The organism is Variovorax sp. EBFNA2, from assembly GCF_033802765.1.
GTDB lineage: Bacteria > Pseudomonadota > Gammaproteobacteria > Burkholderiales > Burkholderiaceae_C > Variovorax > Variovorax paradoxus_H.
This window is the reverse complement of sequence record NZ_CP138496.1, coordinates 4,445,398-4,471,769: the sequence shown is the minus strand read 5'-3', so window position 1 is coordinate 4,471,769 and position 26,372 is coordinate 4,445,398. Positions and strand designations below refer to the sequence as shown.

The following is a 26,372-nucleotide window of genomic DNA, read 5'->3' as shown; positions in this document are numbered from 1 at the left end:
GAATCCCGTCGTTCCAACGAGGAGGATGCGTCAATGAGTTCCATGGAAGACGTGTGGGCCTACCGCGAAGAGACGCTCTACCCGCGCCTGTTCGGCCCCGAGCGCACCGGCATCTACGTGCTGGACTTCGACGAGTTCAAGGCGCTGGGCGCCGAAGACGTCGATCCGCGCTGGCTGCACCTGGGCGTGTTCGAGTTCGCACCCACGCCCGTGCGCAACACCTGGCTGTACGTGACCTCGGGCGCCTCCACGCCCTGGGAAACCGAGCCGGCCGACTACGACCCCGAAGGCTATTCGTGGATCGGCTCCGAGCTGGTCATCGAAGTGCCGTCGCAGCCGCAGGACCAGTGGGCGATCAAGCTGCTGCGCCGCCTGCTCGCCTGCAACGTGCTGCTCGCGCACTCGCACTTCGGTGAAGACAAGCAGCCCTTCGACTACGGCGACCGCATTCCCGTCGGCGAAGCGATCCACGAGAAAGGCACCGTGGCCCTGCGCCATGTGGTGCTGATGGAGCCAAAGCACTACCCCGCGACGGCGCAGCTCGATTCTGGCCGCTTCGACTTCCTGCACCTGGTCGGCATCGGCGATTCCGAACGCGACTGGGCCAAGGCCCACAGCTCCGAGGCGCTGCTGCGCTTGCTCGAAGTGCATGGCGGCGCGCCTGTGACCGACGCGCGACGCAAGGCGGTCGCTTGAGCCGCGTGAAGGGTGTGGCGGTCGCCGGCGGTGCCGAGCGTTCGCACGGTCGGGCGCTCGAGCTGGCCGAGTCGCTGGGCGCGATGGGCCCCATCGAGGTGAAGCGCTTCTTCGGCGGCTTCGGCCTCGTGCAGGCCGGCGTGCAGTTCGCCTTCGTGATGAAGGGCACGCTGTACCTGCGCGTGGACGACGGCACGCGGCCGGACTTCGAGCGCCTGGGCGCGGTGCCGTTCTCGTACGCCACCAGCGCCTCGACCGTGAAGGTCGCGAGCTACTACGAGGCGCCGGTCGATGCGCTCGATGATCCGCATGCCTTGCGCGACTGGGCGACGAAGGCGCTGGCGAGTGCGCTGGGTGCGCGCAAGCCCGCCGCGCGCCGCAAGCCGGCGGCCAAAGCCGGGTAGCTGATTCGTCAGCGCGACAGCAACGTCGACAGCTGAAACACCGCAAAGCCCAGCAGCAGCGCACCCGACAGCTTGTTGATGCCCTGCAGCACGCGCGCGCCGAGCTTGTGCCGCACCATCGACACGATGCTCGACAAGCCCAGCCACCACAGCGCCGAGCCGAGGAACACGCCCAGCACCATCGTGAGTGCCGCACCGCTGCCGCTGCCCACATGCCCGCTGCCGAGCGAGGCGAACACGGCGACGAACGACAAAATCGTCATCGGGTTGGCCAGCGTGAGCACGAACACCGACAGCAGCGCCTTCACCGGCGTGGCCGCGTCTTCCGCGGCCCGGGCCTGCGTGGCGGCGGGCGCGCGCAGCAGCTGCACGCCCATCCATGCGAGAAACGCCGCACCGCCGAGCGCCAGCGGCACGCGCGCAGCCACCATCGTCGACACCACGGCCGACACGCCGAACGCACCGATCGCGCCGTAGCAGGCATCAGCCAGCGCAGCGCCGAGGCCGCTGAGAAAGCCGATGGTCCGGCCGTGCGCGAGCGTGCGCTGGATGCACAGCAGGCCGATGGGGCCGACCGGTGCGGCAATCGAGAGCCCGATGACCAGGGCCTTGAGAAAGAGAGGGAAGTCCATGCCGACGATTGTTCGATGCGGCCCGCGTGACGAGAATGGCGAAATTCAGGTGCACGGCATGCGTTGCCTGAAATCGGAAGCGAAATTCTCAATCGGGCCTTAGATCCATGGAAATCGACGCCAAGAACTGGCAGATCCTCGACGCGCTCCAGCAGGACGCGCGCACCTCGCTCACGGCGCTCGCGCGGCAGGTGGCGCTGTCGGTGCCCTCGACCTCGGAGCGCGTGAAGCGCCTCGAAGAAGCCGGCGTCATCGAGGGCTACCGCGCCGTGGTGCCGCCGCGCAAGGCGGGCTACACCGTGACCGCGCTCGTCGGCATCACGACCGCGCAACCCGACAAGGCCCGGCTGCTGAAGCTGCTCGACGGCCGGCGTGAAGTGCTCGAGTGTTTTCACGTCACGGGGCAGGACTCGTACGTGCTGAAGGTGGTCGCGCGCGACATCGAGCACCTCGAGTCGTTCGTGAGCAGCATCAACCACCTGGGCGAGACCCGTACGTCAATCGTGATGTCGGTGCCCATCGCGGCGCGCGCGGTGGCGGCGCCGGCGGGCTCGCTGCCCGACTGAGTTGCAGGCGATTGCCTCGTTGTAATGGCGCCGTCCGCATCGCGACGGCGTTGCATTTCTAGTGTGTCGGCATGGCGGTCATCAAGACACCGCCATCGCCGATGAGGGTGTTCTTCTTCGGCGCCATTCGAAGGAGATGACACATGAAGAACAGCAAGATGGCTTTCATGCTGGCGGCCGTGGCCGCAGCGACGGTTCCGCTCGTGGCCGGTGCGCAACCGGCTGCGTCGCGCAGCCCGCAGCACGTCGAGGCCGGCGCGCATTTCGCGGCGAACGAAGCGGGCATCAAGGAACACCCTGAAAACGCCGGACCGGGCAAGACGGATGCCGAAGTGGTGGCCGAACTGCGCGCCGCGCAACAAAGCCCCGAGTGGGCCGGCGTGCTGCGCTGGGGCGCACCGATTCCCGTGAAGGCCTCGCAGCCGCGCACGCGGGCGGAGGTGGCGGCGGAGCTGGAGCGCGCGCAGTCGCAACCGGGTTGGGAGCGCGCCTCGCGGTTGGGGGCGCCGGTGGTGGTGCCTGCACGGTAAGGGCGCTGGGACTTGCGAGATATTTCAGGCCCCTCTGTTGCTCTTCTTAGGTGCGACCAAAGAATCTGGCGCTTTGCACGTTGGGCAATGATCGAAGAGCGCCGGATTCAAAGGGGACTTCGCTATTAGCTCCGGAATCGCGGCTCAAGCGATTGCAAAAGAGTTGGGAAGCGCCCTTCCTTCTACGAAGGCGCATGCACTCATACTCGGGCTGAATCCAGTGGTCACCTCAAATATCAGAACCAACATGCGCCGCCGAGTACTTCTCTTTTCAGGTGGGGCCGCGATCATGCATCCCATGATTTCGCTGGCGGAGGACGAAGATCCGTGGGGGCGTGCGTCTGGCTATCCGACAGGCTGGGGGACGCCTCGCGGCCTCTCCCGCGATAAGCGGATGCGCGTAGGAAATTTTTCCGGCGGTTTTGAGGCGATGCTGCCAAGTCGCACGATTCAGTGCGGGCAGGAAGACCCGCTGCAAGATAGACCCCGAAGCGACCTGCGCTATCACTTCAATGGCGTTTCGAAGACGCCTGACGACTATATGGCGACGTCACCGGTGACGGGCTTGCTGATCGCGCGACGCGGAGAAGTCTGGTGGGAAAAGTACCAGTTTGGTCGTACGCCCGAAATGCGCATGATGGGTTGGTCCATGTCGAAGAGTGTTACGTCTCTTCTTTTAGGCATCGCAATTGATCAGAAACTGATTGCCTCACTGGAGGACAAAGCGTCTCTCTACGTGCCGTGGCTGGCGGGAACGCTTCACGGCGAGGTCAGCCTCCGCAACCTGATGAACATGTCGAGCGGCGCTGAGATTGTTCACGATCAAGCCAACAACACGATTTATCCAGCCGCGCTTACCGGTCCGCGTGCAGATATCAAACCGACAGTGCGCGATTGGAATGTGCGACGGGAGGTCGAAGGCAGTCGATTCAACTACAACGAGCTATGCCCACTGACTATTGGGATGGTTCTGAGAGCTGCCACTCGCATGAGCTTGTCAGAGTACGCCGAGCAGTTCCTCTGGAGACCGATGGGTGCTGAGGCCAATGCGACATGGCTGACGGATCGTCATCGCAATGAGTTCAACTGTATTGGGTTTGCCGCGACCCTCCGTGACTGGAGTCGCCTAGGTCGGTTAGTCGCACAGGGCGGCCAAATGAACGGTAAGCAAATCGTCAGCCGAGAATGGATGGAGAGCTATGGCCGCTGGGAGTCAAACGAAGCACAGGTTCGCTACGGCGCCCTGGGCACACCGTTTCCTGCTGCTTACAAGGCATTCATCTGGCACACAAAGTCTGATGGAACCAGGCCACTCTTCAGTGGCGCAGAAGGGCAACGCGTGCTCATCGATGTTCCTACTCAGACAGTGCTGGCCCAGACGGGCATCGATGGCACTGGCGATTGGCAGCGAGAGATCTATGCACTTTTCCAAGCCGCCGTCACCGCGAGATAGCCACTTGATTGCCATGCACGGCCAACGAGGCTCCGTGTTTTTCGCTAGCCTCTGCAGAGGCTTGGAGATGAATCGTGCAGCCCGCTCGGCTACCTGCAATTTCTCAGCCCGCCGCCGCGTGCCGCAACACGTCCGGCTGCGCCATCGCCGGATCCGTCCCCTCGAAGCGCATCTTCGGCAGGAACTGCGGGTACTCGCGCTGCATGAAATCGATGACGCCTTCGCGCACGTTGCAGCGCAGGTCGAAGGCCAGGCCGGAGGTCGCCGCGGTGCAGAGCACGCGGACCTGCATGGTGCGTTCGGTGGCGTCGGTCACGCGCAGGTTGAAGAAGCGGCCGTCCCACTCGGGCGCGGCCTTCACGATGCGCTCGACCTCGGCGCGCAGCGGTGCCAGGGGCATGCCGTAGTCCAGGTAGAAGAAGACGGAGCCGAGCAGTTCGGCCGAGTGGCGGGTCCAGTTCTGGAAGGGCTTCTCGATGAAGTAGGTGAGCGGCAGGATGAGGCGGCGGTCGTCCCAGATGCGCACGACCACGAAGGTGCCGGTGATTTCTTCGACCCGGCCCCATTCGCCTTCGACCACGAGCACGTCGTCGATGCGGATCGGCTGCGACAGCGCGATCTGCAGGCCCGCGATGAGGTTGCTGAAGACGGGCTTGGCCGCAAGGCCGGCCACGATGCCGATCACGCCGGCCGAGGCCAGCAGGCTGGCGCCGACCTGGCGCGCGCCCGGGAAGGTCATGAGCATCATGGCGCCGCCGGCCACCACGACGATCGACATGGCGGTGCGCGCGAGCACGCGGGTCTGCGTGAGCACGCGGCGCGCCTGCAGGTTGTCGGAGATGTCGGACGGGTGCTGCGCGAGCACGCCGTCGGCAAAGCCGCTGATGGCCTTGAGCACGAACCAGGTGCTGGCCGCGATGAGCAGCAGCCCCGTGAAATGCCGCACGCTGCCCAGATAGCGCAGGTCTTCGGGCGCCGCCTGCCACACCATCATGAGTGCCGTCAGCGGCAGCACCAGCCGCGCGGGGGCGGTGCAGTTGACCACCATCGCATGCACGGCGGGGGCGGGGCGGGTGATCCGCCGCAGGACCATGCCACCGATGCGGTGGGCGAGAAGGGCGAGGGGAACGGCGATCAGGGCGGCAATCCAGGTGCCGAACCAGGGGTGTGCAAGGAACTCTTGGGTCATCAGGCGGTGGTGGTCTTTGCTTCTGGGGTGTTGTCGTTCAGTGGTTGAAGAATGCGCGCTGCGTCGTCGCGCAGCTGCGTGGCGAGCGCCGTGGCCAGGTCGAGCCGGCGCACCAGCCAGGGGCTGATGTCGTTGTCGAACGGGTCAGGCAAGGGAATGGGGCCGCCGACAGTGGTGGCACCCGTGCTCTCGGGGTGAGAGGGCCCTGCGATCGGAATGGTTCCCAGGGCGGCCTCGATGCGTTGCGCGGTGCGCACGAGCGGGCCTTCGATGTCGCCCGGCGTGAGGCGGTCGCGGCGCAGCACGAGCATCGACTTGACGGCGCTGAGCTGCGCGAGCAGCTGGTAGCTGTGGGCCTGCAGATGCTCGAGCGGTTCGAGCGGCGGCTGCACGGCGCGCGGTTCGGAGAGCGAACGCTGCGTGGCCTGCACCAGCGCCGAAAGGCTGTCGTAGGCCTCGCGGCGCGCAAGCCGCCATTCGAGCTCGGGGCTGCTCTGGATGGCCTGCAGTTGGCCCAGGCCGAGCGCGAGCCGCGCGTGGCGTGCCTGCGCGGTGAGCACGCGCGCCACGAGCGCCGGGATCTGCGTGCGCTCCCACGAAGGCAGCACGTAGCAGAAGCCCCAGGCCAGTGCGGCGCCGATGAGCGTGTCGGCGATGCGTTCGAACAGCGCAAAGATGGGCGCCGTGCCGGTGTTCAGCATGTGGGCCTGCAGCAGGCCCAGCACGGTGGCGGCCACGGCGGTGACGAGGTAGCGCCGCACCGCGAAGCTGTGGGCAATGGCCTGCGCGATGGTCACGCTCACCAGCAGCATCAGCGCCGAGGGGTGCGCCGACAGCAGGCCCACCGCGAGCACGCAGCCCAGCAGCGTGCCGGCGACGCGACTGTTGCGCCGTTCCAGGGTCTGCGAGAGGCTGCCGCGCAGCACCACCACGATGGTCAGCAAAATCCAGTAGTCGTGCGAACCCCAGGGCATCGACACGGCGATGCCGTAGCCGGCCGCGATGGCCAGCGCCGCACGAATGGCGTGGCGCAGCGGCGGCGCGTCCCAGCGCCACAGCGCGAGAAAAGGGCGCAGCGACCAGTCGGTCGGGCTCACGAAGAGCTGCCAGTTGGCGCGCACCACGGCCAGGTTGGGCTCGACGTCGCCGCGCGCCATGGCCGCGAGGCGCAGCACCTCGTCGTTGATGTGGCCAATGCGGCTGGCCAGGCCGCGCGCGAGCATGGCGGCCGACGGGCCCATCTGGCCGTGCGTGTCTTCGTCGTCGGCCGTCACGTGGATGGCGGCCAGGCGCGGCCGGCGGTCGGCCACGGCGGCGGGGTGGCGGCGCATGAGCAGCGCATCGGCCAGGCCGGTGGTTTCGTCGGCCAGCTCTTCGAGGATGCGGCGCATCTCGACCAGCGCCTGGGCGTGCGACGGATGGGCGCGCAGGGCATCGAGGTCGAGTTCGCTGGCGAGCAGCTGGTCGCGCATCTCGAGCACGATGACGAGCATGCCGGCCATCCGCTGGCGGCGCGGCGTGCGCGGCGACTCGAGCACGATGTCGCGCGTGGCCTGGAGCTGGTCGGCCAGCGCGGCCTGCTCACGCAGCAACTGGCCCAGCAAAGAGGCGGGGGTGTCACGGATGTCGCGGGTTTCGTCCTGCGGCGTGAACTGGCTGGCCTCGGTGCGCATGAGCGCGGCCAGCGAAAACAGCACGTCGGCGATCGACTGCGTGCGATAGCGCCCGTTGAGCAGCAGGTTGGCCAGCGTGGCCCACACCACGTACAGGCCGGCGCCCAGGCCGAACTCGGTGGTGCGTGCGATGGCGTCGGACAGCCCGGCGGGGGCCGGCGTGGCCATGGAGAAGATCATCGAGAACATCACCGCGATGGCGATGGGAATGCCGCGCTTGCCCCAGGCCATGGCCACGAAGGCCATGAAGGTGGCGGGCACCAGCAGCAGCCCGAGGCGGATCGGTGCGCCGTGCAGCATCTGCACCGCGAAGAACAGCGGCAGGCCGATGAGCGGCGCCGGCAGCATCTGCAAAAACTTGCCGCGGCGCGGGCCGGGCAGGTCGGGCGGTGCCGTGACGATCACGCCAGTGGCGGCGGCCGAGGCGGCCAGGGTGCCCAGCCACAGGTGCACCCCGCCCGAGATCACGAGCAGGCCGAGCGCGACGGTGAGCCCGCTCGCGACGTAGTGGCTCAGCGCAATGCGCAACGCCGCACGAACCCGCGCGGCGGCGCCCGGCCCCGTCATCACTTGGCGGAGGCGTCGCCCTCGGCGGGCGCCTCGCGCTTGATGCGGGTGAGCTTGCGCGGGGCGGCCGGCGCGGCGGGTGCAGCCGCGGGGGCTTCCACGCTGCCGTCGAGCGAGGCGGCGGTCTGGTCGGTCACGGTGCTGCGGGCGTACAGGTCGGTCGAGGCCTCGTCGGGCGTCGAGCGGGTCGAGGCCGACACGGCGCGCACGCGGTCGCTGGCGCGCAGCTTGTCGTCCACGTTGGCGAACTTGGAGTACTTGGCGAGCAGCGGCACCAGCTGGCCGTACACGCGCGGGGCGCCGGCCAGGCATTCACGCTGGTCGAGGAAGTCGGGCTCGCCCGTGAAGTTGCCGATGAGGCCACCGGCCTCGGTCACCAGCAGCGAGCCGGCGGCCACGTCCCAGGGGTTCAGGCCGGTTTCGAAGAAGCCGTCGGTGAACCCGGCGGCCACGTAGGCCAGGTCGAGCGCGGCGGCGCCGGGGCGGCGCAGGCCGGCCATGCGGGGCATCATGTCCGCCATGATGGCCAGGTACTGCTTGAAGTTGTCGCCGGTGCGGAACGGGAAGCCGGTGGAGATGAGGCACTCGCTGAGCTTCACGCGCTTGGACACGCGGATGCGGCGCTCGTTCATGTAGGCGCCGCGGCCCTTGGTGGCCGTGAACAGGTCGTTGCGCGACGGGTCGAAAACAACAGCCTGCTCGATCTTGCCGCGCACCGACAGCGCGATCGACACGCAATAGACCGGGAAGCCGTGGATGAAATTGGTGGTGCCGTCGAGCGGATCGATGATCCAGACGAATTCGGAGTCTTTGGCGCCGTATTCGGTGCCCGATTCTTCGGCCAGGATGCCGTGCCCCGGGTACGCGCCCAGCAAGGTCTCGATGATGACCTTCTCGCTGGCGTGATCGACTTCGGTGACGAAGTCGTTGACCTGCTTCTGGGAGATGCGCACGGCCTCGACGTCGAGGGCAGCGCGATTGATGATGGCGCCGGCGGCGCGTGCGGCCTTGACGGCCACATTGAGCATGGGATGCAGGTTGGGGGACGACATTCTGGATTGTGAGAAGAACGGGTGGGGCGGGTCCCCTGGAAGCGGTCCGGCGATGCGGGCGGCGAGAATCGGGCATTTTACCGGCTCAGCCCGTTTGTGTCTTCCCCACCCGTCATGCGCACCCGTTTCATCCTCATCCAGACCAGCCACGCCGGCAATGTGGGCGCCGCCGCCCGCGCCATGAAAACCATGGGTTTCGACGACCTGGTGCTGGTGACGCCCCGCTGGGCCAACGTGCTGCGGCGCGAGGAAACCATCCAGCGCGCCAGCGGCGCCCTGGACGTGCTGAACAACGCCCGCATCGTCGAAACGCTCGATGAAGCCCTCGACGGCGTGACCCACCTGTGCGCCACGGCCATGATCCCGCGCGACTTCGGTCCGCCCACGCGCACGCCGCGCGAGCACCTGGAGCCGCTGGCCCAGCAGGGCGACCAGCACGTGGCCTTTTTGTTCGGCTCGGAGCGTTTCGGCATGCGCAACGAGGACGTCTACCGCTGCAACGTGGCGCTGACCATTCCCACCGACCCGAAATTCGGCTCGCTCAACCTGGGCGCGGCCATCCAGGTGGTGGCCTACGAATGGCGCCTGGCACTGGGCGGCTACGGCGTGCGCGAGGCCATCGCCCCGGTGCAGGCGGCCGACGCCCAGGCCGTGGCCGGCATGCTCGACCACTGGGAGCGCTCGCTGGTCGACATCGGTTTTCTCGACCCGGCGGCGCCCAAGAAGCTCATGCCGCGGTTGCAGCAGCTGTTCAACCGCGCGCAGCCCACGCCCGAGGAAATCCACATCCTGCGCGGCATTGCCAAGGCCATGAGCGACGCGACCCGGCCGCCGCGCGGCAGCTGAACCGCCGCAAAACCCCATCGCGCGTAAGCGAAGACGCCCGGCTTTAGACTGCCCGGCCCCTATCGATATAACGACAACAAAGGCAGCGATGTTCTCTCGCCTGCGCGCCGACATCCGGTGCATCCTCGAACGCGACCCCGCCGCCCGCAGCGCCTGGGAAGTGATCACGGTCTATCCCGGCTTCCATGCCGTGGTGCTGCACCGCTGGGCGCACGCCTGTTGGACCCACGGTTTCAAGTGGCCGGCCCGCTTCATCGCGCACTGCGCGCGATGGCTCACGGGCATCGAGATCCACCCGGCCGCCAAGCTCGGCGAGCGCGTGTTCTTCGACCATGCCATGGGCGTGGTGGTCGGCGAAACCGCCGAGATCGGCGACGGCTGCACCATCTACCAGGGCGTGACCTTGGGCGGCACCTCGCTCTACAAGGGCACCAAGCGCCACCCGACATTGGGCAAGAACGTGGTCGTGAGCGCGGGCGCCAAGGTGCTGGGCGGCTTCGTCGTCGGCGACGGCGCCAAGATCGGCAGCAACGCGGTGGTCATCAAGCCGGTGCCGGCCGGGGCGACCGCGGTGGGCATTCCCGCGCGCATCATCCCGTCGAAAGAGGGCGAGAGCGCCGACGTGTCCGCGCCGCAGAAGTTCACGGCCTACGGCATCACGCAGGACGACGACCCGCTGAGCCAGGCCATGCGCGGGCTGATCGACAACGCGTCGAGCCAGGAGCACCAGATCGCGCTCTTGTGGCAAGCCATCGAGAAGCTGTCGGCGCAGCCGGGCACGAAGGACTGCGTGCCTGGCGATGCGGCGCGCGGCGAGAGCTTCGAGGCCGACAAGCTCACGCAACTCATCGGCAAGTAGAAGAGGGAGAGGGAGGGCGGGGTCGCGCCGGCGGTGGCCGGCTTCGAGGGGACAATCGAGGAAACCCTCCTCGACACAAGACCCACGACCATGCCCCGCCTCGACGACCCCCTCCACGACGCCGAAGTCGGCTCCCGCGACAGCACGCTCGACACCACCCGCATCGACGACGTGCGCATCGGCGCCGTGCGCCCGCTCATGACCCCCGCGCTGCTGCAGGAGCGCGTGCCCGTGCGCGACAACACGCTCGCGCTGGTCGAAGGCAGCCGCGCGGCCATTGCCGACGTGCTGCACGGCCGCGACGACCGGCTGGTGGTGGTGGTCGGCCCGTGCTCCATCCACGACCACGACCAGGCCATCGAATACGCACAGCGCCTGAAGAAGGTGGCCGATTCGCTGCAGGACGACCTGGTCATCGTGATGCGCGCCTACTTCGAGAAGCCGCGCACCACCGTCGGCTGGAAGGGCTACATCAACGACCCGCACCTGGACGGCAGCTTTGCCATCAACGAAGGCCTGGAGCGCGCGCGGCGCCTGCTGCTGGAGCTGACCACGCTGGGCCTGCCGACCGGCACCGAGTTTCTCGACCTGCTGAGCCCGCAGTTCATTGCCGACCTGATCGCCTGGGGCGCCATCGGCGCGCGCACCACCGAGAGCCAGAGCCACCGGCAACTGGCGTCAGGCCTGAGCTGCCCGGTCGGCTTCAAGAACGGCACCGACGGCAGCGTGAAGGTCGCGGCCGACGCCATTCTTGCGGCCCGCGCGCCGCATGCCTTCATGGGCATGACCAAGATGGGCATGGCCGCGATCTTCGAGACACGCGGCAACGACGACTGCCACGTGATCCTGCGCGGCGGCAAGGCGCCCAACTATTCGGCGGCCGATGTGGCGTCGAGCTGCGAGGCGCTGCTGGCCAACGGCCTGCGCCCGCAAGTGATGATCGACGTCTCGCACGGCAACAGCAGCAAGCAGCACCAGCGGCAGATCGTGGTCGCCGAAGACGTGGCCGCCCAGATCGCGGCCGGCGAGCGGCGCATCACGGGGATCATGATCGAGAGCCACCTCGAAGAAGGCCGGCAGGACCTGAAGCCGGGTGTTCCACTGAAGCACGGCGTGTCGATCACCGACGCCTGCATCGGTTTTGCGCAGACGGTGCCGGTGCTCGAAGGGCTGGCGTCGGCGGTGAAGGCGCGGCGGCGGCTGGCAACGGCCTGAGACCGGCGAGGCGCAGGGCACTCGCGGCCGCTTCGGGCTGGGCTGCGGCCTGGCGCGCCCGTGAAGGCTGCGCGCTTCGCATAGCCGGATCAAGGAGACGGGAGGCGCCCCGGCAGCCGCCGAGCCCCGCCGGGGTTGGAATTCACTTCGGCAACGGGCGTTCGGCCACGTCATGCACCCATTCCGTGCACGCATGCGACCCTTGAACTGTTGGCAAAATGTAAACAAAGCAAACAGTTTTCCAATTGTTACGAGAACTACATCACGAAACTTGAGCCCGGCCTCCATGGATCTGAGGGCCAACGGACCGGTTTGGGGCATCCTTGCGCCACTTTGTAATCAAATAGTTTAAAAAATGATTGCAAAAACCCAGTTCACAGGTCTTATTCATTACATTTGGAGCGCCCTCATGTTCAAGCACGCAGTCGCCGCGGCGGTTACCGCCACCCTCGCTTTCGCATCCGGTTCAGCCTTGGCTGAGACGGCCGGTGCCAGCTTTCAGGTCAAGATGACCATCGTCAAGAGTTGCTCGGTGACGGCCGGCAGCGGCTCCGACATCAGCCTGGGCACGTCCGTGCTGCCCACGGCCATCGACCAGACGGGCAACAACACCATCTCGGTCACCTGCTCCAAGACCACGCCGTACACCGTCGGTCTGCTGCCTTCGTCGGGCAACGGCGGAACGGCCAACGGCACGGGCGCCATGTCGTCCGTCGCCAATTCGGCCACCAACACCGACAAGGTGCCCTACGCGCTGTACGCCAACTCGGGCAACAGCACCGTGTGGGGCAACACCACCGGCACCGGCGCCAATGTCGTCGGCGGCTCGGGCACCGGTGCAGCGATCACCCACACGGTCTACGCCAAGAACACCAACGCCAACTTCACGCCGGACAGCTACGCCGACACCGTGACCGTGACGGTCACGTACTGAGCCCGCGCTGAATCGTGAGACGTGCACTTGCCATCGGGGGACTGTGGGGCGCATGCCTGCTCGGCGGCGGTGCGGTCCAGGCGGCCGGCCTGCAGGTCTCGCCTGTCACCCTGACGCTCGCGCCGACACGGCAGGGCGACGGGCTCTGGCTGAGCAACACGGGGACGGCGCCGCTCGATGCGCAGATCCGCGTCTTCCGATGGACGCAGGTCGATGGACAGGACCGCACGGAGCCGGCGGACGGACTGGTCGTCAGCCCGCCCCTGCTGCAACTGCCCGTCAACGGACGGCAACTGGTGCGCGTGATCCGCAACGGCCCGCCGCCCGCGGGTGCGGCGGAAGAGGCCTACCGCGTGCTGGTGGACGAACTGCCCGTGCCCCAGGCGGCGGGCGCGGCGGCCGATGGCAAGAAGAGCAACCTGAACTTCGTGATGCGGCACTCGCTGCCCATCTTCGTTGCGCCGGCGGGCGCAGAGCCGGTCCCCGCGCAGTTGCGCTGGAGCCTGCGCCGCGAGGACGGCAAGGCCGTGCTGGAAGTCAGCAACAGCGGCGGCGTGCATGCCCAGCTGGCTGACCTTGTATTCACCGGCGCGGACGGCCGTGCCGTCACCGCCTACAACGGCTTGCTGGGCTATGTGCTGCCCGGCGCCACCATGCGCTGGCCGCTGAAAACACCGCCCGGCGCCGTGGCCGGCCCCGGTCGCTGGCAGGTCATGATCGATGGCAGAAACACAGCCGCCGATCTCGCGCCGCTGGCCAACTGAGCAGGCCGTGCACGTCGCGAGGGCCTGGCTGGCCCCGTTCGCGCTGGCGCCTTTTGCGCTGGCCCTGACCGCCCTGACCGCGCTGCCCGCGCTGGCAGCGCCCGCCGCCCAAGCCGTGCCGGGCGCCATGACGCTGTACCTGGAGGTCAGTCTCAATGGCATGGCGCGCGGACTGCAGCCGTTTCGCCTGGAGGCGGGCACGTTGTGGGCTTCGCGCGCGGTGCTGCATGAACTGAGCTTCTCCTTGCCCGACAACGGTGCCGAATGGCTGCCGCTGCGCGATCTGCCCGGACTGGCCGCGGACTACGACGCCGCGCGCCAGCAACTGACGCTCACCGCGCCGCTGGCGATGCTGCAGCTGCCCACGGCCACGGTGGGGCAGGCGGCCGTCACCGCGCAGCCGCTGAGCACGTCCACCGGCCTGCTGCTGAACTACGACCTCTATGGAACCCGGGGCAGGGGCGGCAGCAGCAGCCTGAGCGCCTTCGGCGAGCTGCGCGCGTTCCGCGGCGCCAGCGTGCTCAGCACCACCTGGCTGATGCAGCGCACGCGCGACCACAGTGGCTCGAAGGACCAGTCCGTGCGCATGGACAGCACCTGGAGCATGGCCTTCCCCGAGAGGATGCTCACCCTGCGCGTGGGCGACACGCTCACCGGCGCCGTGCCCTGGTCGCGCGCCACGCGCATCGGCGGCATCCAGCTGTCGCGCGACTTCGGCCTGCAGCCTTACCGGCAGACCGCACCGCTGCCCAGCTTCATCGGCTCGGCCACGATGCCTTCGGACGTGGAGCTGTTCATCGACGGCATCCGCCAGTACAGCGGCCAGGTGCCGGCGGGGCCCTTTCAGCTCAACGCGCTGCCGCGCATCAACAGCACCGGCACGGCGCAGGTGGTGGTGACCGACGCGCTGGGTCGCGCCGCCACGCTGAGCTTTTCGCTCTTCGACAGCAACCGCCTGCTGGCGCCCGGCCTCACCGATTGGACGGTCGACCTGGGCGTGGTGCGCCGCAACTACGGCCTGCGCTCCTTCGACTACGGCAAGCAGCCGGTGCTGACCGGCACCTGGCGCCGGGGCCTCAGCGACAGCTTCACCCTGGAGGCGCACGGCGAAGTGGCGCGCGGCCTGGCGCTGGCCGGCGCGGGCGGCGTGTGGCAACTGGGCGCCGCGGGCACGCTGTCGGGGGCGCTGTCGGGCAGCCGGCACGACGCCGACACCCCGGGTGGCAGCCGCAGCGGCACGCAGACCAGCCTGGGCTACCTGTGGCGCCAGGAGCGCCTGTCGGTGGGCCTGAACGGCACGCGCACGCAGGGCGACTACCGCGACGTGGCAACGGCCTACGGCTCGGCCCCGGCCAAGGGCAGCGCCAGCGCGAGCGTGGGCTACGACATGGGCGGCCTGGGCAACGTCAGCGTGAGCTACCTCTACCTGCGCCCGATGGGGCAGAGCGCGTCGCGCTATGCCAGCGTGAACTGGTTCCGCTCGATCGGGCGCGCGTCCTCGGTCTCGGTGGGCATGAACCAGAACCTGGACAAGCGCAGCGACCGCAGCATCTTCGTCGGCCTGAGCTGGTCGTGGGACGCGCAGACCAGCGTGAGCGCCGGTGTGCAGCGCAGCGGCGACCAGGGCACGGTCGGCACCGTCAGCGCGCAGCAGTCCCCCCTCGGCGACGGTGGCTGGGGCTGGCGTGCCACCGCACGCACGGGCGGCGGTACGACCGGCGGGCAGGCCGAAGTCAATTACCTGGGCCCCTATGGCCGCGTGCAGGCCGGCGTGAGCGAGATGGGCGCAGGCCGCGCGAGCCGCTACGCCTATGCGGGCGCCAGCGGTGCGCTGGTGCTGATGGGCGGCGGCGTGCTGGCCGCGCGGCGCATCGACGACGCCTTTGCGGTGGTGGACACCGACGGCGTGGCCGGCGTGCCCGTGAAGCTCGAGAATCGACCGGTGGGGCAGACGAATGCGAGCGGGTTGCTGCTGGTCGTGCCGGTGAACGCCTACCAGAACAACAAGCTGGCGATCGACCCGATGGACCTGCCCGCCGACGTGCGCATCGCGCGCGCCGAGGCCCTCATCACGCCCGCCGGCCGGTCGGGGGCGCGGGCGCATTTCAGCATCACGCCCGTGCGGGCCGCCCACGTGGCCCTGATGGACGCACAAGGTCAGCCCTTGCCGCTGGGCAGCCGCGTGCAGGTGAACGCGCAGGGCGGCAGCGGGGCAGTGGTGGGCTATGACGGCTGGGTGTACCTGGACACGCTGGACGCGCGCAACACGCTGGCCGTTCGCACGCCCGATGGCGCGATGTGCCAGGCGCAGTTCGATTGGCGGCGCCCCGAGGGCAGTGGTTTGCAGAAAGAGCGGTTGACATGCGTACGTTGAGATTTGTGCTGGCGCTGGTGTCCGCGTGGCTGCTGTCCATGGGCGCGGCGCATGCCGACCCGAGCTGCTGGGTCGCCACCCAGCCGAGCTTCGCCTTCGGCACCGTCACGGCGTCGGCCGCGGCGGACACCACCGCCACGGTCGGCTTCGCCTGCCAGAACGACACCGGCCAGACGATGTACATGAACTACTGCGTGTACGTCTCCCAGGGCAACGAGATCGCCGGCTACGCGCCGCGCTACATGACCAACTGGAACGGCGCGCAGATGGCCTACAACATCTATGCCGACGCGACCCGCAGCGGCATCGTCGGCCCACCGCCGGGCGGCGGCACCTATGCCAGCGCGGGGGGCTCGTTCGTGCTGCCGGCCGGCGGCGGCAACGTCGCGTTGAACATCCCGCTCTACGGCCGCGTGCCGTCGGGGCAATCGCTGGTGGCGGGCGGCTACCAGGCCAACATCTACAACTCCGAGGTCGTCTGGGGCATGAAGAGCGGCAATGCGCCCGACAGCTGCACCGCGAGTTCGGCCAAGTACCTGGGCAGGACGACCTTCTACACGCAGGTCACGGCCACCTATTCCAATGCCTGCACCGTCAGCGTGGCGGCCACCGACCTGGACTTCGGCAGTGCCAACTCGCTGACGTCCGCGGTCAACGGCGCGGCCGCCATCACAATGCTCTGCCCGCCCAGCACGGCCTGGAAGGTGGGGCTGAGCAATGGCGCGAACGCGACGGGGACACAGCGGCGCATGGCGGACGCTGCAGGTGCTGGGGGCGACTACGTCCAGTACGAGCTGTACCGCGATGCCGCGCGCTCGCTGCGCTGGGGCAACACCGTCGGCACCGACACGGTGGACGGCAGCGGCAACCCCGGCAGCAGCATCCCGGTCTATGGGCGGGTCCCGGCCCAGCCCAATGTGACGCCGGGCAGCTACAGCGACACGGTCACGGTCACGGTGACCTACTGAATCGACCGCTGCCGGCGGCCATCGCCCGGGGCCAGGCTGAGCATCGATTTCAGGCGCGCTTGGCGGAGGCGCCGTGCAGCGTGCCGTGCACATGGCCCGCGTGCTGGCCGAAGGGCTCGGGCGTGAGCGCGGCGGTGTCCAGCTCCTGCAGGATGCCGCAGGCGCTCGCCGATTCGGGGCCGCCGCACTGCAGGCGCAGCGCCTTCAATTGCTTTTCGAGCGTCTTCAGCTCGGCGATGCGCGAGGCCACGTGGCCGATGTGGTCGTCCAGCAGCTGGTTCACCTCGCCGCAGTCGTCCTGCGGCGCATCGCGGAATTTCAGCAGGCTGCGGATCTCGTCGAGCGTCATGTCCAGCGAGCGGCAGCGGCGGATGAAACCCAGGCGCTGCGTGTGCTCGTCGTCGTAGATGCGGTAGTTGCCGTCGGTGCGCGCGGGCACGGGCAGCAGCTGTTCGCGCTCGTAGTACCGGATGGTTTCGACCGGCGTGTTCGTGGCCTTGGCCAGTTCACCGATTTTCATGATGCGGCATCTCAAGGAAGTGGCAATCAACGGTTGACTCTACACCTGCTTCAGGGTTTCCAATGAATGCATGACGAATCAGAACACCCTGAAACCGCCGGTGCCGCGTGCTGCGCCGCATGACCACGGCCATGACCACGGGCACAGCCATGGGCACGACCATGCACACGATCACGCGCATGCCCACGCTCCCGCAGCGCCGGAAACGGCCTGCTGCGGCAGCCCCGTGTGCGGGAGCACCCCGGCGTCGACCGAGCCCGCCGACCTGCCCAAGGGCGCCGTGCTGTTTCGCATTCCCACCATGGACTGCGCGGTGGAAGAGTCCGAAATCCGCCGCGCCCTCGAGCCCGTCGCGGGTGTGAAGGGTCTGCGCTTCCGGCTGGGCGAACGCACGCTGGCCCTCACGACCGAAGACGGCGCGCTGCCCGCCGCGCTCGAAGCCATCCGCCAGGCCGGCTTCAAGCCCGAGCCCGTGGCCGCAACGGGTGCGCAGAAGGCGGAGCCCGCGCGCTTCGCCGGCATGTCGACGGGCCTCGCGCGCCTCGTGGCGGCGCTGGTGCTGGCCATCGCGGCCGAGACCGTGTCGTTCCTTGCGCTCGACGGCGTGGGCTTCATGGCCGCCGAGATGGGGCTCGCGCTCGCGGCCATCGCGCTGGCCGGCCTCGACACCTACAAGAAGGGCTTCGCCGCGCTGGTGCGTGGGCACCTCAACATCAATGCGCTGATGGCCGTCGCCGTCACCGGCGCTTTCATCATCGGCCAGTGGCCCGAGGCCGCGATGGTGATGGCGCTGTACGCCATCGCCGAACTCATCGAGGCCCGCGCCGTCGACCGCGCGCGCAACGCCATCCAGAGCTTGCTCGCGCTCGCGCCCGAACAGGCCGAAGTGCGGCAGCCCGACGGCAGCTGGCAGACCGTGCGCGCCGACGCGGTGGCGCTCGACGCCGTCGCGCGCATCCGCCCCGGCGAGCGCGTGCCGCTGGACGGCGTGGTGCTCGAAGGCACCAGTGCCATCGACCAGGCGCCGGTCACGGGCGAGAGCATCCCGGTCGACAAGGCCGCCGGCGACGCGGTGTTTGCCGGCACCATCAACCAGACCGGCGCGCTGGTGTTCCGCGTGACGGCCGTGGCGGCCAACACCACGCTCGCGCGCATCATCCACGCGGTCGAAGAGGCGCAGGGTTCGCGCGCGCCCACGCAGCGCTTCGTCGACAAGTTCGCCGCCATCTACACGCCCACCGTCTTCGTGCTGGCGCTCGCCGTCGCGGTGCTCACGCCGTGGCTCATGGACTGGACCTGGGTGCAGGCGATCTACAAGGCGCTGGTGCTGCTGGTCATCGCCTGCCCGTGCGCGCTGGTCATCTCCACGCCCGTGACGGTCGTGAGCGCGCTGGCCTCGGCCGCGCGGCGCGGCATCCTCATCAAAGGCGGCACTTACCTCGAAGAGGCGCGCAAGCTCAAGGCCGTGGCACTCGACAAGACCGGCACGATCACCGAAGGCAAGCCCAAGCTGGTCGAGTCGGTGCTGATCGACAAGGCGGGTGGCGATGAAGGCGCGGTGTACGCACTGGCCGCCAACATCGCGGGCCGTTCCGACCACCCGGTGTCGAAGGCCATTGCCCAGGGCCTGGGTGGGTCGGTCGAAGAAGTCGGCGACTTCACCGCGCTGCCCGGGCGCGGCGTGCAGGCCACGCATGCAGGCCAGAGCTACGTGCTCGGCAACCACCGGTTGATCGAAGAGCGCGGCCTGTGCACGCCGGCACTCGAAGCCGAACTCAAGCGGCACGAAGAGGCCGGCCGCACCGTGACGCTGCTCGCATCGGACACCTCGGTGCTCGCGCTGTTCGCGGTGGCCGACACCATCAAGCCCTCGTCGCAGGCCGCCGTGGCCGAGTTGCGCGCGCTGGGCGTGACGCCCGTCATGCTGACCGGCGACAACACCGCCACCGCGAAGACCATCGGCGCGCATGCCGGCATCGACGATGTGCGCGGCAACCTGCTGCCCGAAGAAAAGCTCGACGCCATCCAGGCGATGCAGCAGCGCTACGGCGCCGTCGCGATGACCGGCGACGGCATCAACGACGCCCCCGCACTCGCCAAGGCCGACATCGGCTTCGCCATGGGCGGCGCCGGCACCGACACCGCGATGGAAGCGGCCGACGTGGTCATCATGAACGACGACCTGCGCCGCATTCCCGAGACCATCCGCCTGTCGCGCCGTGCGCATGCCGTGCTGTGGCAGAACATCACCCTCGCACTCGGCATCAAGGGCGTGTTCTTCGTGCTCGCGGTGTTCGGCAGCGCAACCATGTGGATGGCGGTGTTCGCCGACATGGGGGCGAGCCTGCTGGTGGTGGCGAACGGGTTGCGGTTGATGCGCACGCCCAAGGAGTGAATCTGCGCGAGGCATGAGGGCCTGCGGGGCAGGGCGGCGGTGGCACTAACATCGGCCGTCCTTTTCGCCCGCTCCGCGCCCCCGCCCATGTCCGTCACCACCCTCCTGCTGCAACTCGTCGTCATCCTCACCACCGCGCGCCTGTGCGGCTGGGTGCTGCGCCATGTGGGGCAGCCGAGCGTGGTGGGCGAGATGGCGGCGGGGCTGATGCTCGGGCCGGCGGTCATGGGCACGCTCTTTCCGTCGCTGCACGTGCAGCTGTTCGCCAAGGAGTCGCTGCAGGGGCTGTCGTCGCTGGCGACGGTGGGGCTGGTGCTGTTCATGTTCGTGGTCGGGCTGGAGCTGCGCGCCACGCGCAACATGCGTGCGCAACTCAAGGCGGCCGGGGCGGTGGGCGTGCTGAGCGTGGCGGTGCCGGTGGTGCTGGGCATCGCGATCTCGCCGATGCTGCACCCCACGCTCGCACCGGCCGGCGTGGGCTTCTGGCCCTTTGCGCTGTTCATGGCGGCGGCGCTGTCGATCACGGCCTTTCCGGTGATGGCGCGCATCCTGAAAGACCGCGGCATGACGCGCACGCCTTTCGGCCAGCTGTCGCTGAGCGCGGCGGCGGTGGTCGACGTGTTCGCGTGGATCCTGCTGGCCTTCGTGGTCGCGACCATCGGCGCGGGCGAGGGCTATGCCGGCCTGCTCAAGACCTCGGTCGGCGTGGTGGTGCTGCTGGCCTTCCTGTTCTTCGGGCTGAAGCCGGCCTTTGCGTGGCTGCTGCGCGTGAAGGCGCCCGACGGCGAGCCGTCGACCACGCTGATGGCCTCGCTCATGATCGGCCTGCTGCTGTGCGCGCTGCTGACCGAATGGCTGCACCTGCATGCGGTGTTTGGCGCCTTCCTGTTCGGCGCCTGCCTGCCGCGTGACGACCGCCTGCTGCGCTCGTTGAGCGAGCGCATCGAACCCATCTCCATCGTCGTGCTGATGCCGCTGTTCTTCGCGCTCGCGGGGCTGGGCACCACCGCCAACGCGTTCTCGGGCGCGAGCCTGGGCGCGATGCTGCTGATCGTGGGCGTGGCCACCGTGGGCAAGATCGCGGGCGGCGCGGCGGGCGCGCGCATCGCGGGCTACAGCTGGCGCGACAGCCTGGCCACCGGCTCGCTCATGAACGCGCGCGGGCTGATGGAACTCATCGTCATGAAGATCGGCCTCGACGTCGGCCTGATCGGCCCCGAGCTGTTCACGATGTTGCTGGTGATGGCGCTCGCCACCACCGCGATGACCGGGCCGCTGATGACGCTGTGCATCGGCCGCAAGGCCCGGCCGGCCGAGACGGCGCACGCCGAGTCCTGAGCCTGCACCTCGGCGTTCTCAGCCGTTGCGGCGCACGCTGAAGCCGATGCGCGTCTCGCCGTTCTGGCTCGACGCGAACACCTCGCCGCCGTGCATGCGCGCGATCGCTTCGACGATCGACAGGCCCAGCCCGTGGTGGCGCGTGGAGCCGTCGCGCGCCTGGGCTGCGCGGTAGAAGCGCTCGAACAGGCGCGGCAGCGCCTCGGGGTCGATGGGCGCACCGCGGTTGATCACGGCAATGGTGTGGTGTTCTCCGTCAACGGCTGCTGCGATCTCGATGCGCACCGTCGAGGCCGGCTCGGCAAAGCGGATCGCATTGCCCAGCAGGTTGAAGAGGGCGCGCCGGATCAACCCCGCATCCGCCTCGGCCACGGCCTCGCCATGCACCTCGGCGCGCAGGCCGGCCTCGTCGAGCATGGCGTCGTAGAAGTCGATCACGTCGCGTGCCTGGTCCGCGAGATTCACGCTCGCCTTCGAACGCGCCGAAGTACCGCGGTCGGCCTTCGAAAGAAACAGCATGTCGGTCACGATGCCCGACAGCCGCCCCATCTCCTCGAGGTTGGAGGCCAGCACGCCCTGCAGTTCTTCATTGCTGCGCGGGCGCGTGAGCGCCACTTCGGTGGAGCCCAGCAGGTTGGCCAGCGGCGTGCGCAGCTCGTGCGCCACGTCGGCGTTGAACGACTCCAGCTGCACGTAGGCGCGCTGCACGCGCATCAGCAGCGCATTGAACTGCGTGATCCAGGGGCGAAGTTCTTCCGCGAAGGCGTCGGCGTCGATGGGCCGGTGAATGCGATCGGGCGTGATGGCCGCGGTGCGTTCGGCCAGCACCTTCAGCGGCCGCAGCCCGCGCCGCACCAGCCATGTGCCGGTGAGCGACACCAGCGCCGTGCCGAGCACCACTGCGCCCAGCAGCGTCCAGGCCAGCCTTTCAAGCAGTCGGGTGTCTTGCGCGATGTTCACGCCGACCTGCACCGACAGGTTGGTGTGGAAGTTGGCGTTCTGCCAGGGAACGACGATGGTTCGCCGCAGCCAGCGGCCCTGCGGCGGTGGCACGGACTGGAAGAGTTCGTGACCCGCGTTCGCAATCGTCAGCGTCACGTCGTCCTGCATCGAGAAGAAGTCGTTGAGCTTGTGCCGCAGAAAGACCAGGTCGCCGCCTTTCTCTGCCTCTTTGAGCAGGTGCTCGACGAGCACTGTCTTCTGGTCGAGCGCGTCGCGCTGTTTGGCGCCGAAGCTCCAGGCCGTGACGAAGTAGATCGCCAGGCAGACGATGCTCAGGCCGAACAGCGTCTGCGCGGCGAGCCAGAACGAGAGCCGGCTCTGGATCGAATGCGGCTTCGGGCTCATGCCCAGGAGCGGTCTTCGAGTACGTAGCCCATGCCGCGCACGGTGTGCAGCAGCTTCACGTCGAAGGGGTCGTCGATCTTGCTGCGCAGGCGGCGAATGGCCACTTCGACCACGTTGGTGTCGCTGTCGAAGTTCATGTCCCACACCTGCTCGGCGAGCGTGGAGCGCGACAGGATCTGCCCGCGACGGCGCAGCAACACCACGAGCAGCGTGAACTCCTTGGCCGTGAGGTCCAGCCGTGCGCGGTTGCGCACGCACTTGCGGCTCACGAGGTCGAGCTCCAGGTCGGCCAGCCGCAGCACCGTCGGTTCCTGCGTCTTGCCGCGCCGCAGCAGCGCCTGCACACGCGCCAGCAGCTCCGAGAAAGAGAAGGGCTTCACCAGGTAGTCGTCGGCGCCTTGCTGCAGGCCCTGCACGCGGTCTTCGACCTTGTCGCGTGCGGTGAGCACCAGCACGGGCACGTTCTTCGTGCGGCGAATGGCTTGCAGCACGGCAAAGCCGTCGATGCCGGGGAGCATCACGTCGAGCAGCACCAGCGCGTATTCGCCTTCGGTGGCGAGGTAGCGGCCTTCGATGCCATCGCGGGCAATGTCGACGACGTAGCCGTTCTCCTCCAGCCCTTTTTTGAGGTAGTCGCCCAGTTTGGGTTCGTCTTCGATGACAAGAATTCGCATGGTACGGATCGTACCCAATGCCTTTCGGAAGGCTGGTTACGATTTAGTAATCCTATTGAAAGACAAAGCGCCGACATGGCGTCGTACAGTGCGCCGGGCCCTCGGTTCGCAGGGCTTTTGTCGCTCGGCGCATCACGCGCCGTCGATATACTTTTGTCAACCATGCGCCGCTGGCTTCTGATTTTCCTGCTGTTCCTCTTGCCTTTCCAGTACAGCTGGGCGGCATCGGCAGCCTATTGCCTGCACGAAGGCGATACGCGGGGCGGCCACTGGGGCCACCACGAGGACGAGCCGCGCGGCACCGACCGCACCCACGCGGGTGACGGCGCCAAGAAAGACAGCACCCGCCAGCCCAACGCGGCGGTCGGCCATTGCATCGTGGCCCACTTCGGGCAGGCCCAGCATGCGGACACCGCCGCCGCGCTGCCGGCCGAAGCGCCCATCGCCTCGCAGGCGCTGCGCGCCGCTTCCACCGAACGCTTCGCCTCGCACATCGCCGAAGTGCCGGTGCGCCCCGACTGGCTTCTCGCCGCCTGATTCGGCGAGAGCACCGCACCTTTTCTCTTTTCTGATTTCAACCATCAGCTGAGCGCTTCTCGCCGAATTCGTCCGTCCGTTGTTTTGCAACCCAGGAGAATTCGATGCGCACGCTTTTCGTGCCGCTGGCCGTGTTGGCCTTGGCGGTACCCCCGGCCTTTTCACAGCAGACCCCGCAGACAGCCGGTCCCTCGTCGTCCCTTTCGGCTGTCGCCCGCACGCTGGAGCCCGAAGGCCCGCTGACCCTGCGCGCCGCCGTTGCGCTGGCGCTGCAGGCCAACCCGGGCCTGTCGGCCGCGCGCCATGAGCAGGCCGCCGCCGATGGCGCCGTGGTGCAGGCCGGCGCCTGGCCCAACCCCACGCTCGACACGCAGCTGGAGGACGTGCGCCGCAACAACCGCACGACCACGCTGCAGCTGAGCCAGCCGATCGAGCTGGGCGGCAAGCGCGCCGCGCGCGTCACGGCGGCCGAGCGTGCGCGCGACCAGGCGGCGTCGGCGCTGTCGGCGCGGCGCGCAGAACTGCGTGCGTCGGCCGTCACCGCCTTCTTCGATGTGCTGACCGCGCAGGAGCGCCTGCGGCTGGCGCAAGACTCGGTGGGGCTCGCGCAGATCGCCACCCGCGCCGCGGCGAACCGCGTGGCGGCCGGCAAGGTGTCGCCGCTCGAAGAGACCAAGGCGCGCGTGGCCGAGGCCGGCATCCGCGTCGAACTGCTGCAGGCCGAAGGCACGCTGCGCGCGTCGCGCCAGCTGCTGGCCGCGCTGTGGGGCAACCCGGCGCCGCGCTTCACGCAGGTGGAAGGCGCGGTTGACCAGCTGCCCGCGCAAGCTGCCGCGCCCGAGGTGGCGCGCCGCCTGCCGGATGCGCCCGTGCTGCGGCAGGCCCGGCTCGAGGTCGAGCGCCGCCGCGCGCTCAGCGACCTGGAACAGGCCCGGCGCATTCCCGACGTGACCGTGTCGCTCGGCGTCAAGCGCGTGCCCGCGTCGGAAGGCGAGGGCGATGCCGTGAGCAGCAGCCGGCGCAACCAGGTGGTGGTGGGCCTGTCGGTGCCGCTGCCGATCTTCGACACCAACCGCGGCAACATCACCGAAGCACTGAGCCGCGAAGACAAGGCGCGCGACGAGCTCGCCGCCGCCGAGCTGCAACTGGGCGCCGACGTGGCGCAAGCGAGCGAGCGCCTGCGCTCTGCGCGCGCGACCGCCGAGACGCTGCAGCGCGACGCACTGCCCGGCGCCGAGACCGCCTACCGCGCCGCCACCAAGGGCTTCGAGCTGGGCAAGTTCAGCTTTCTCGAGGCGCTCGACGCGCAGCGCACGCTGTTCCAGGTGCGCAACCAGTACCTCGTCGCGCTGGCCGACGCGCACCGCGCGGCCGGCGAACTCGACCGCCTGCTGGGCACCGAGGGCGACGACCCCTCCGCGAACGTGCGCTGACGCCACCCCCTGAACCGAATTCCGACCATGACCACACCACACAACCGCACCCCCTCCGCCGGCCGCAAGCAGTGGATCGCCATTGCCGCCGTGCTGCTCGCAGGCCTCATCACCGGTGCGCTCATCCTGCGCACCGCGCCGTCCAAGCCCGAGGCGGACGGCCACTCGGAGTCCGCCGGCCATGCCGACGGCGAGCACCACGAGGAAGACAAGGGCCACGCCAAGGGCAAGGAAGACGACCACGGCCATTCGCACGACGAAGGCCATGGCGACAAGGAACACCACGCGGAAGAGGGCAAGGACGCTGGCAAGGAAACGCCTGCATCGGCAGAGCCGCAGAAGGCCGCCGCTAACGCCCACAAGGAAGACGAAGAAAAGATCCCCTTCACCGACGAGCAGGTCAAGTCTGCCGGCATCGCCATCGACAGCGTCGGCCCGGCGCGCATCAAGACCTCGCTGCAGCTGCCCGGCGAGATCAAGTTCAACGAAGACCGCACGGCCCATGTGGTGCCGCGCGTGGCGGGCGTGGTCGACAGCGTGTCGGCCAACCTGGGCCAGGAAGTGAAGCGCGGCCAGGTGCTGGCCGTGATCTCCAGCCCCGCGCTCTCGGAGCAGCGCAGCGAGCTGCAGACCGCGCAGCGCCGGCTGGCGCTGGCGCGCACCACCCACGACCGCGAGAAGAAACTGTGGGAAGAGAAGATCTCCCCGCAGCAGGACTACCTGCAGGCCGAGCAGGCCATGCAGGAAGCGCAGATTGCCGTTGCCAACGCCAACCAGAAGCTGCTGGCATTGGGCGCCACGCCCGGCTCGTCGGCACTGGGCCGCTACGAGCTGCGCGCACCGTTCGACGGCATGGTGGTCGAGAAGCACATCTCGCTCGGCGAATCGGTGGGCGAGGCGGTCAACGTGTTCACCATTTCCGATCTGTCGACCGTGTGGGCCGAGATCAGCGTGCCGGCCAGCAGTCTGAACCTCGTGCGCGTCGGCGAGGCCGTGACCATCCGCGCCGGTTCCTTCGAGCAGGCCGCGCGCGGCACCGTGTCGTACGTGGGCTCGCTGCTGGGGGCGCAGACGCGCACTGCCACCGCGCGCGTCACGCTCACCAACCCGCAGCGCACCTGGCGCCCGGGCCTGTTCGTGAACGTGGAGCTGGTGGCATCGGAGGCCGATGCGCCCGTCACCGTGTCGGCCGAAGCGGTGCAGACCGTGGACGACCAGCCCACCGTGTTTCTGCGCGTGCCCGGCGGCTTCTTGCCGCAGCACGTGAAGACCGGCCGCAGCGACGGCCAGCGCATCGAGATCGTGGGCGGACTGAAGCCCGGCGCGGCCTATGCGGCCAGCGGCAGCTTCGTCGTGAAGTCGCAGCAGGGCAAGAGCTCGGCCACGCACACGCATTGAGGACCGAC

Annotated in this window: 24 protein-coding genes; 17 read left to right on the top strand and 7 right to left on the bottom strand. The window is 68.6% G+C overall.

Translation table 11 applies throughout. The features are described from left to right. The first annotated feature begins 33 nt into the window (after window positions 1-33). Both RZE79_RS21010 and RZE79_RS21005 read left to right on the top strand, forming a co-directional pair. The gene (locus tag RZE79_RS21010) at window positions 34-696 is read left to right on the top strand and encodes a suppressor of fused domain protein (RefSeq protein ID WP_319356658.1); all 663 of its coding nucleotides are present in this window, start codon (window positions 34-36) and stop codon (window positions 694-696) included. Between the two features lie 83 nt (window positions 697-779). Further along, a complete protein-coding gene (locus RZE79_RS21005) occupies window positions 780-1,100 on the top strand; it encodes a TfoX/Sxy family protein (protein ID WP_373696579.1) in 321 nt (106 codons plus the stop codon). Between the two features lie 8 nt (window positions 1,101-1,108). On the opposite strand, the gene RZE79_RS21000 is transcribed toward RZE79_RS21005, so the two are convergent. Further along, complete coding sequence (locus RZE79_RS21000) at window positions 1,109-1,732, bottom strand: LysE family transporter (protein WP_319356657.1); 624 nt, start codon at window positions 1,730-1,732, stop codon at window positions 1,109-1,111. A gap of 107 nt (window positions 1,733-1,839) precedes the next feature. Here RZE79_RS21000 and RZE79_RS20995 point away from each other — a divergent pair, with 107 nt between their 5' ends. From RZE79_RS20995 to RZE79_RS20985, 3 genes are all read left to right on the top strand, one after another. Then, window positions 1,840-2,298: an Lrp/AsnC family transcriptional regulator gene (locus RZE79_RS20995; protein ID WP_101489632.1), complete on the top strand. Its 459-nt coding sequence runs from the start codon at window positions 1,840-1,842 to the stop codon at window positions 2,296-2,298. Between the two features lie 143 nt (window positions 2,299-2,441). Beyond that, window positions 2,442-2,828: a DUF4148 domain-containing protein gene (locus RZE79_RS20990; RefSeq protein WP_153282985.1), complete on the top strand. Its 387-nt coding sequence runs from the start codon at window positions 2,442-2,444 to the stop codon at window positions 2,826-2,828. Between the two features lie 289 nt (window positions 2,829-3,117). Continuing rightward, entirely contained in the window at window positions 3,118-4,281 is a 1,164-nt protein-coding gene (locus RZE79_RS20985; RefSeq protein ID WP_194273893.1) for a serine hydrolase, read from the top strand. A 103-nt stretch (window positions 4,282-4,384) separates the two neighbouring features. On the opposite strand, the gene RZE79_RS20980 is transcribed toward RZE79_RS20985, so the two are convergent. From RZE79_RS20980 to RZE79_RS20970, 3 genes are read right to left on the bottom strand one after another with little or no spacing between them, the layout of a single operon-like run. Beyond that, window positions 4,385-5,470, bottom strand: a complete 1,086-nt coding sequence (locus RZE79_RS20980; RefSeq protein WP_153282987.1) for a mechanosensitive ion channel family protein — start codon at window positions 5,468-5,470, stop codon at window positions 4,385-4,387. Beyond that, the gene (locus tag RZE79_RS20975; RefSeq protein ID WP_153282988.1) at window positions 5,470-7,710 is read right to left on the bottom strand and encodes an FUSC family membrane protein; all 2,241 of its coding nucleotides are present in this window, start codon (window positions 7,708-7,710) and stop codon (window positions 5,470-5,472) included. The genes RZE79_RS20980 and RZE79_RS20975 overlap by 1 nt, the downstream gene beginning before the upstream one ends. After that, window positions 7,710-8,762: an inositol monophosphatase family protein gene (locus RZE79_RS20970; protein WP_192192746.1), complete on the bottom strand. Its 1,053-nt coding sequence runs from the start codon at window positions 8,760-8,762 to the stop codon at window positions 7,710-7,712. The genes RZE79_RS20975 and RZE79_RS20970 overlap by 1 nt, the downstream gene beginning before the upstream one ends. A 114-nt stretch (window positions 8,763-8,876) precedes the next feature. On the opposite strand from RZE79_RS20970, the gene RZE79_RS20965 reads away from it, so the two are divergent. The 7 genes from RZE79_RS20965 (at window position 8,877) to RZE79_RS20935 (ending at window position 16,722) form a co-directional block, all read left to right on the top strand. Continuing rightward, on the top strand, window positions 8,877-9,608 hold the full coding sequence (locus RZE79_RS20965) for an RNA methyltransferase (RefSeq protein WP_319356656.1): 732 nt from the start codon (window positions 8,877-8,879) through the stop codon (window positions 9,606-9,608). Window positions 9,609-9,696: 88 nt separating this feature from the next. Beyond that, entirely contained in the window at window positions 9,697-10,467 is a 771-nt protein-coding gene (cysE, locus tag RZE79_RS20960) for a serine O-acetyltransferase (RefSeq protein ID WP_153282990.1), read from the top strand. Window positions 10,468-10,557: 90 nt separating this feature from the next. Continuing rightward, the gene (locus RZE79_RS20955; RefSeq protein WP_319356655.1) at window positions 10,558-11,682 is read left to right on the top strand and encodes a 3-deoxy-7-phosphoheptulonate synthase; all 1,125 of its coding nucleotides are present in this window, start codon (window positions 10,558-10,560) and stop codon (window positions 11,680-11,682) included. A gap of 472 nt (window positions 11,683-12,154) precedes the next feature. Then, window positions 12,155-12,616 (top strand): spore coat protein U domain-containing protein, encoded by a 462-nt coding sequence (locus RZE79_RS20950; protein WP_228121667.1) that lies wholly within the window; start codon window positions 12,155-12,157, stop codon window positions 12,614-12,616. A 14-nt stretch (window positions 12,617-12,630) separates the two neighbouring features. Then, a complete protein-coding gene (locus RZE79_RS20945) occupies window positions 12,631-13,380 on the top strand; it encodes a molecular chaperone (RefSeq protein WP_319356654.1) in 750 nt (249 codons plus the stop codon). Further along, the gene (locus RZE79_RS20940) at window positions 13,337-15,754 is read left to right on the top strand and encodes a fimbria/pilus outer membrane usher protein (RefSeq protein WP_319356653.1); all 2,418 of its coding nucleotides are present in this window, start codon (window positions 13,337-13,339) and stop codon (window positions 15,752-15,754) included. Before RZE79_RS20945 ends, RZE79_RS20940 begins: the two co-directional genes overlap by 44 nt. Beyond that, complete coding sequence (locus tag RZE79_RS20935; protein ID WP_319356652.1) at window positions 15,742-16,722, top strand: spore coat U domain-containing protein; 981 nt, start codon at window positions 15,742-15,744, stop codon at window positions 16,720-16,722. Before RZE79_RS20940 ends, RZE79_RS20935 begins: the two co-directional genes overlap by 13 nt. A gap of 49 nt (window positions 16,723-16,771) precedes the next feature. Here the strand turns inward: RZE79_RS20935 and cadR are convergent, their stop codons facing one another. Continuing rightward, on the bottom strand, window positions 16,772-17,242 hold the full coding sequence (gene cadR / locus RZE79_RS20930; RefSeq protein WP_319356651.1) for a Cd(II)/Pb(II)-responsive transcriptional regulator: 471 nt from the start codon (window positions 17,240-17,242) through the stop codon (window positions 16,772-16,774). A 70-nt stretch (window positions 17,243-17,312) separates the two neighbouring features. Here cadR and RZE79_RS20925 point away from each other — a divergent pair, with 70 nt between their 5' ends. Both RZE79_RS20925 and RZE79_RS20920 read left to right on the top strand, forming a co-directional pair. Beyond that, window positions 17,313-19,637: a heavy metal translocating P-type ATPase gene (locus tag RZE79_RS20925; protein WP_319356650.1), complete on the top strand. Its 2,325-nt coding sequence runs from the start codon at window positions 17,313-17,315 to the stop codon at window positions 19,635-19,637. 87 nt (window positions 19,638-19,724) lie between these two features. Continuing rightward, complete coding sequence (locus tag RZE79_RS20920) at window positions 19,725-20,975, top strand: cation:proton antiporter (RefSeq protein WP_319356649.1); 1,251 nt, start codon at window positions 19,725-19,727, stop codon at window positions 20,973-20,975. An 18-nt stretch (window positions 20,976-20,993) separates the two neighbouring features. Here RZE79_RS20920 and RZE79_RS20915 read toward each other — a convergent pair whose 3' ends face one another. Together RZE79_RS20915 and RZE79_RS20910 are read right to left on the bottom strand one after the other, a co-directional pair. Next, window positions 20,994-22,322 carry a heavy metal sensor histidine kinase gene (locus RZE79_RS20915; protein WP_319356648.1) on the bottom strand — a complete coding sequence of 443 codons (1,329 nt, stop codon included), beginning with the start codon at window positions 22,320-22,322 and terminating at the stop codon, window positions 20,994-20,996. After that, window positions 22,319-22,996 carry a heavy metal response regulator transcription factor gene (locus RZE79_RS20910; RefSeq protein ID WP_319356647.1) on the bottom strand — a complete coding sequence of 226 codons (678 nt, stop codon included), beginning with the start codon at window positions 22,994-22,996 and terminating at the stop codon, window positions 22,319-22,321. The genes RZE79_RS20915 and RZE79_RS20910 overlap by 4 nt, the downstream gene beginning before the upstream one ends. 162 nt (window positions 22,997-23,158) lie before the next feature. Here RZE79_RS20910 and RZE79_RS20905 point away from each other — a divergent pair, with 162 nt between their 5' ends. From RZE79_RS20905 to RZE79_RS20895, 3 genes are all read left to right on the top strand, one after another. Then, window positions 23,159-23,533 (top strand): hypothetical protein, encoded by a 375-nt coding sequence (locus RZE79_RS20905; protein WP_319356646.1) that lies wholly within the window; start codon window positions 23,159-23,161, stop codon window positions 23,531-23,533. Window positions 23,534-23,637: 104 nt separating this feature from the next. Beyond that, window positions 23,638-24,966, top strand: coding sequence for a TolC family protein (locus RZE79_RS20900; RefSeq protein WP_319356645.1), 1,329 nt, complete (start codon window positions 23,638-23,640; stop codon window positions 24,964-24,966). A 27-nt stretch (window positions 24,967-24,993) separates the two neighbouring features. Beyond that, complete coding sequence (locus RZE79_RS20895; protein ID WP_319356644.1) at window positions 24,994-26,364, top strand: efflux RND transporter periplasmic adaptor subunit; 1,371 nt, start codon at window positions 24,994-24,996, stop codon at window positions 26,362-26,364. Window positions 26,365-26,372: the final 8 nt, after the last annotated feature.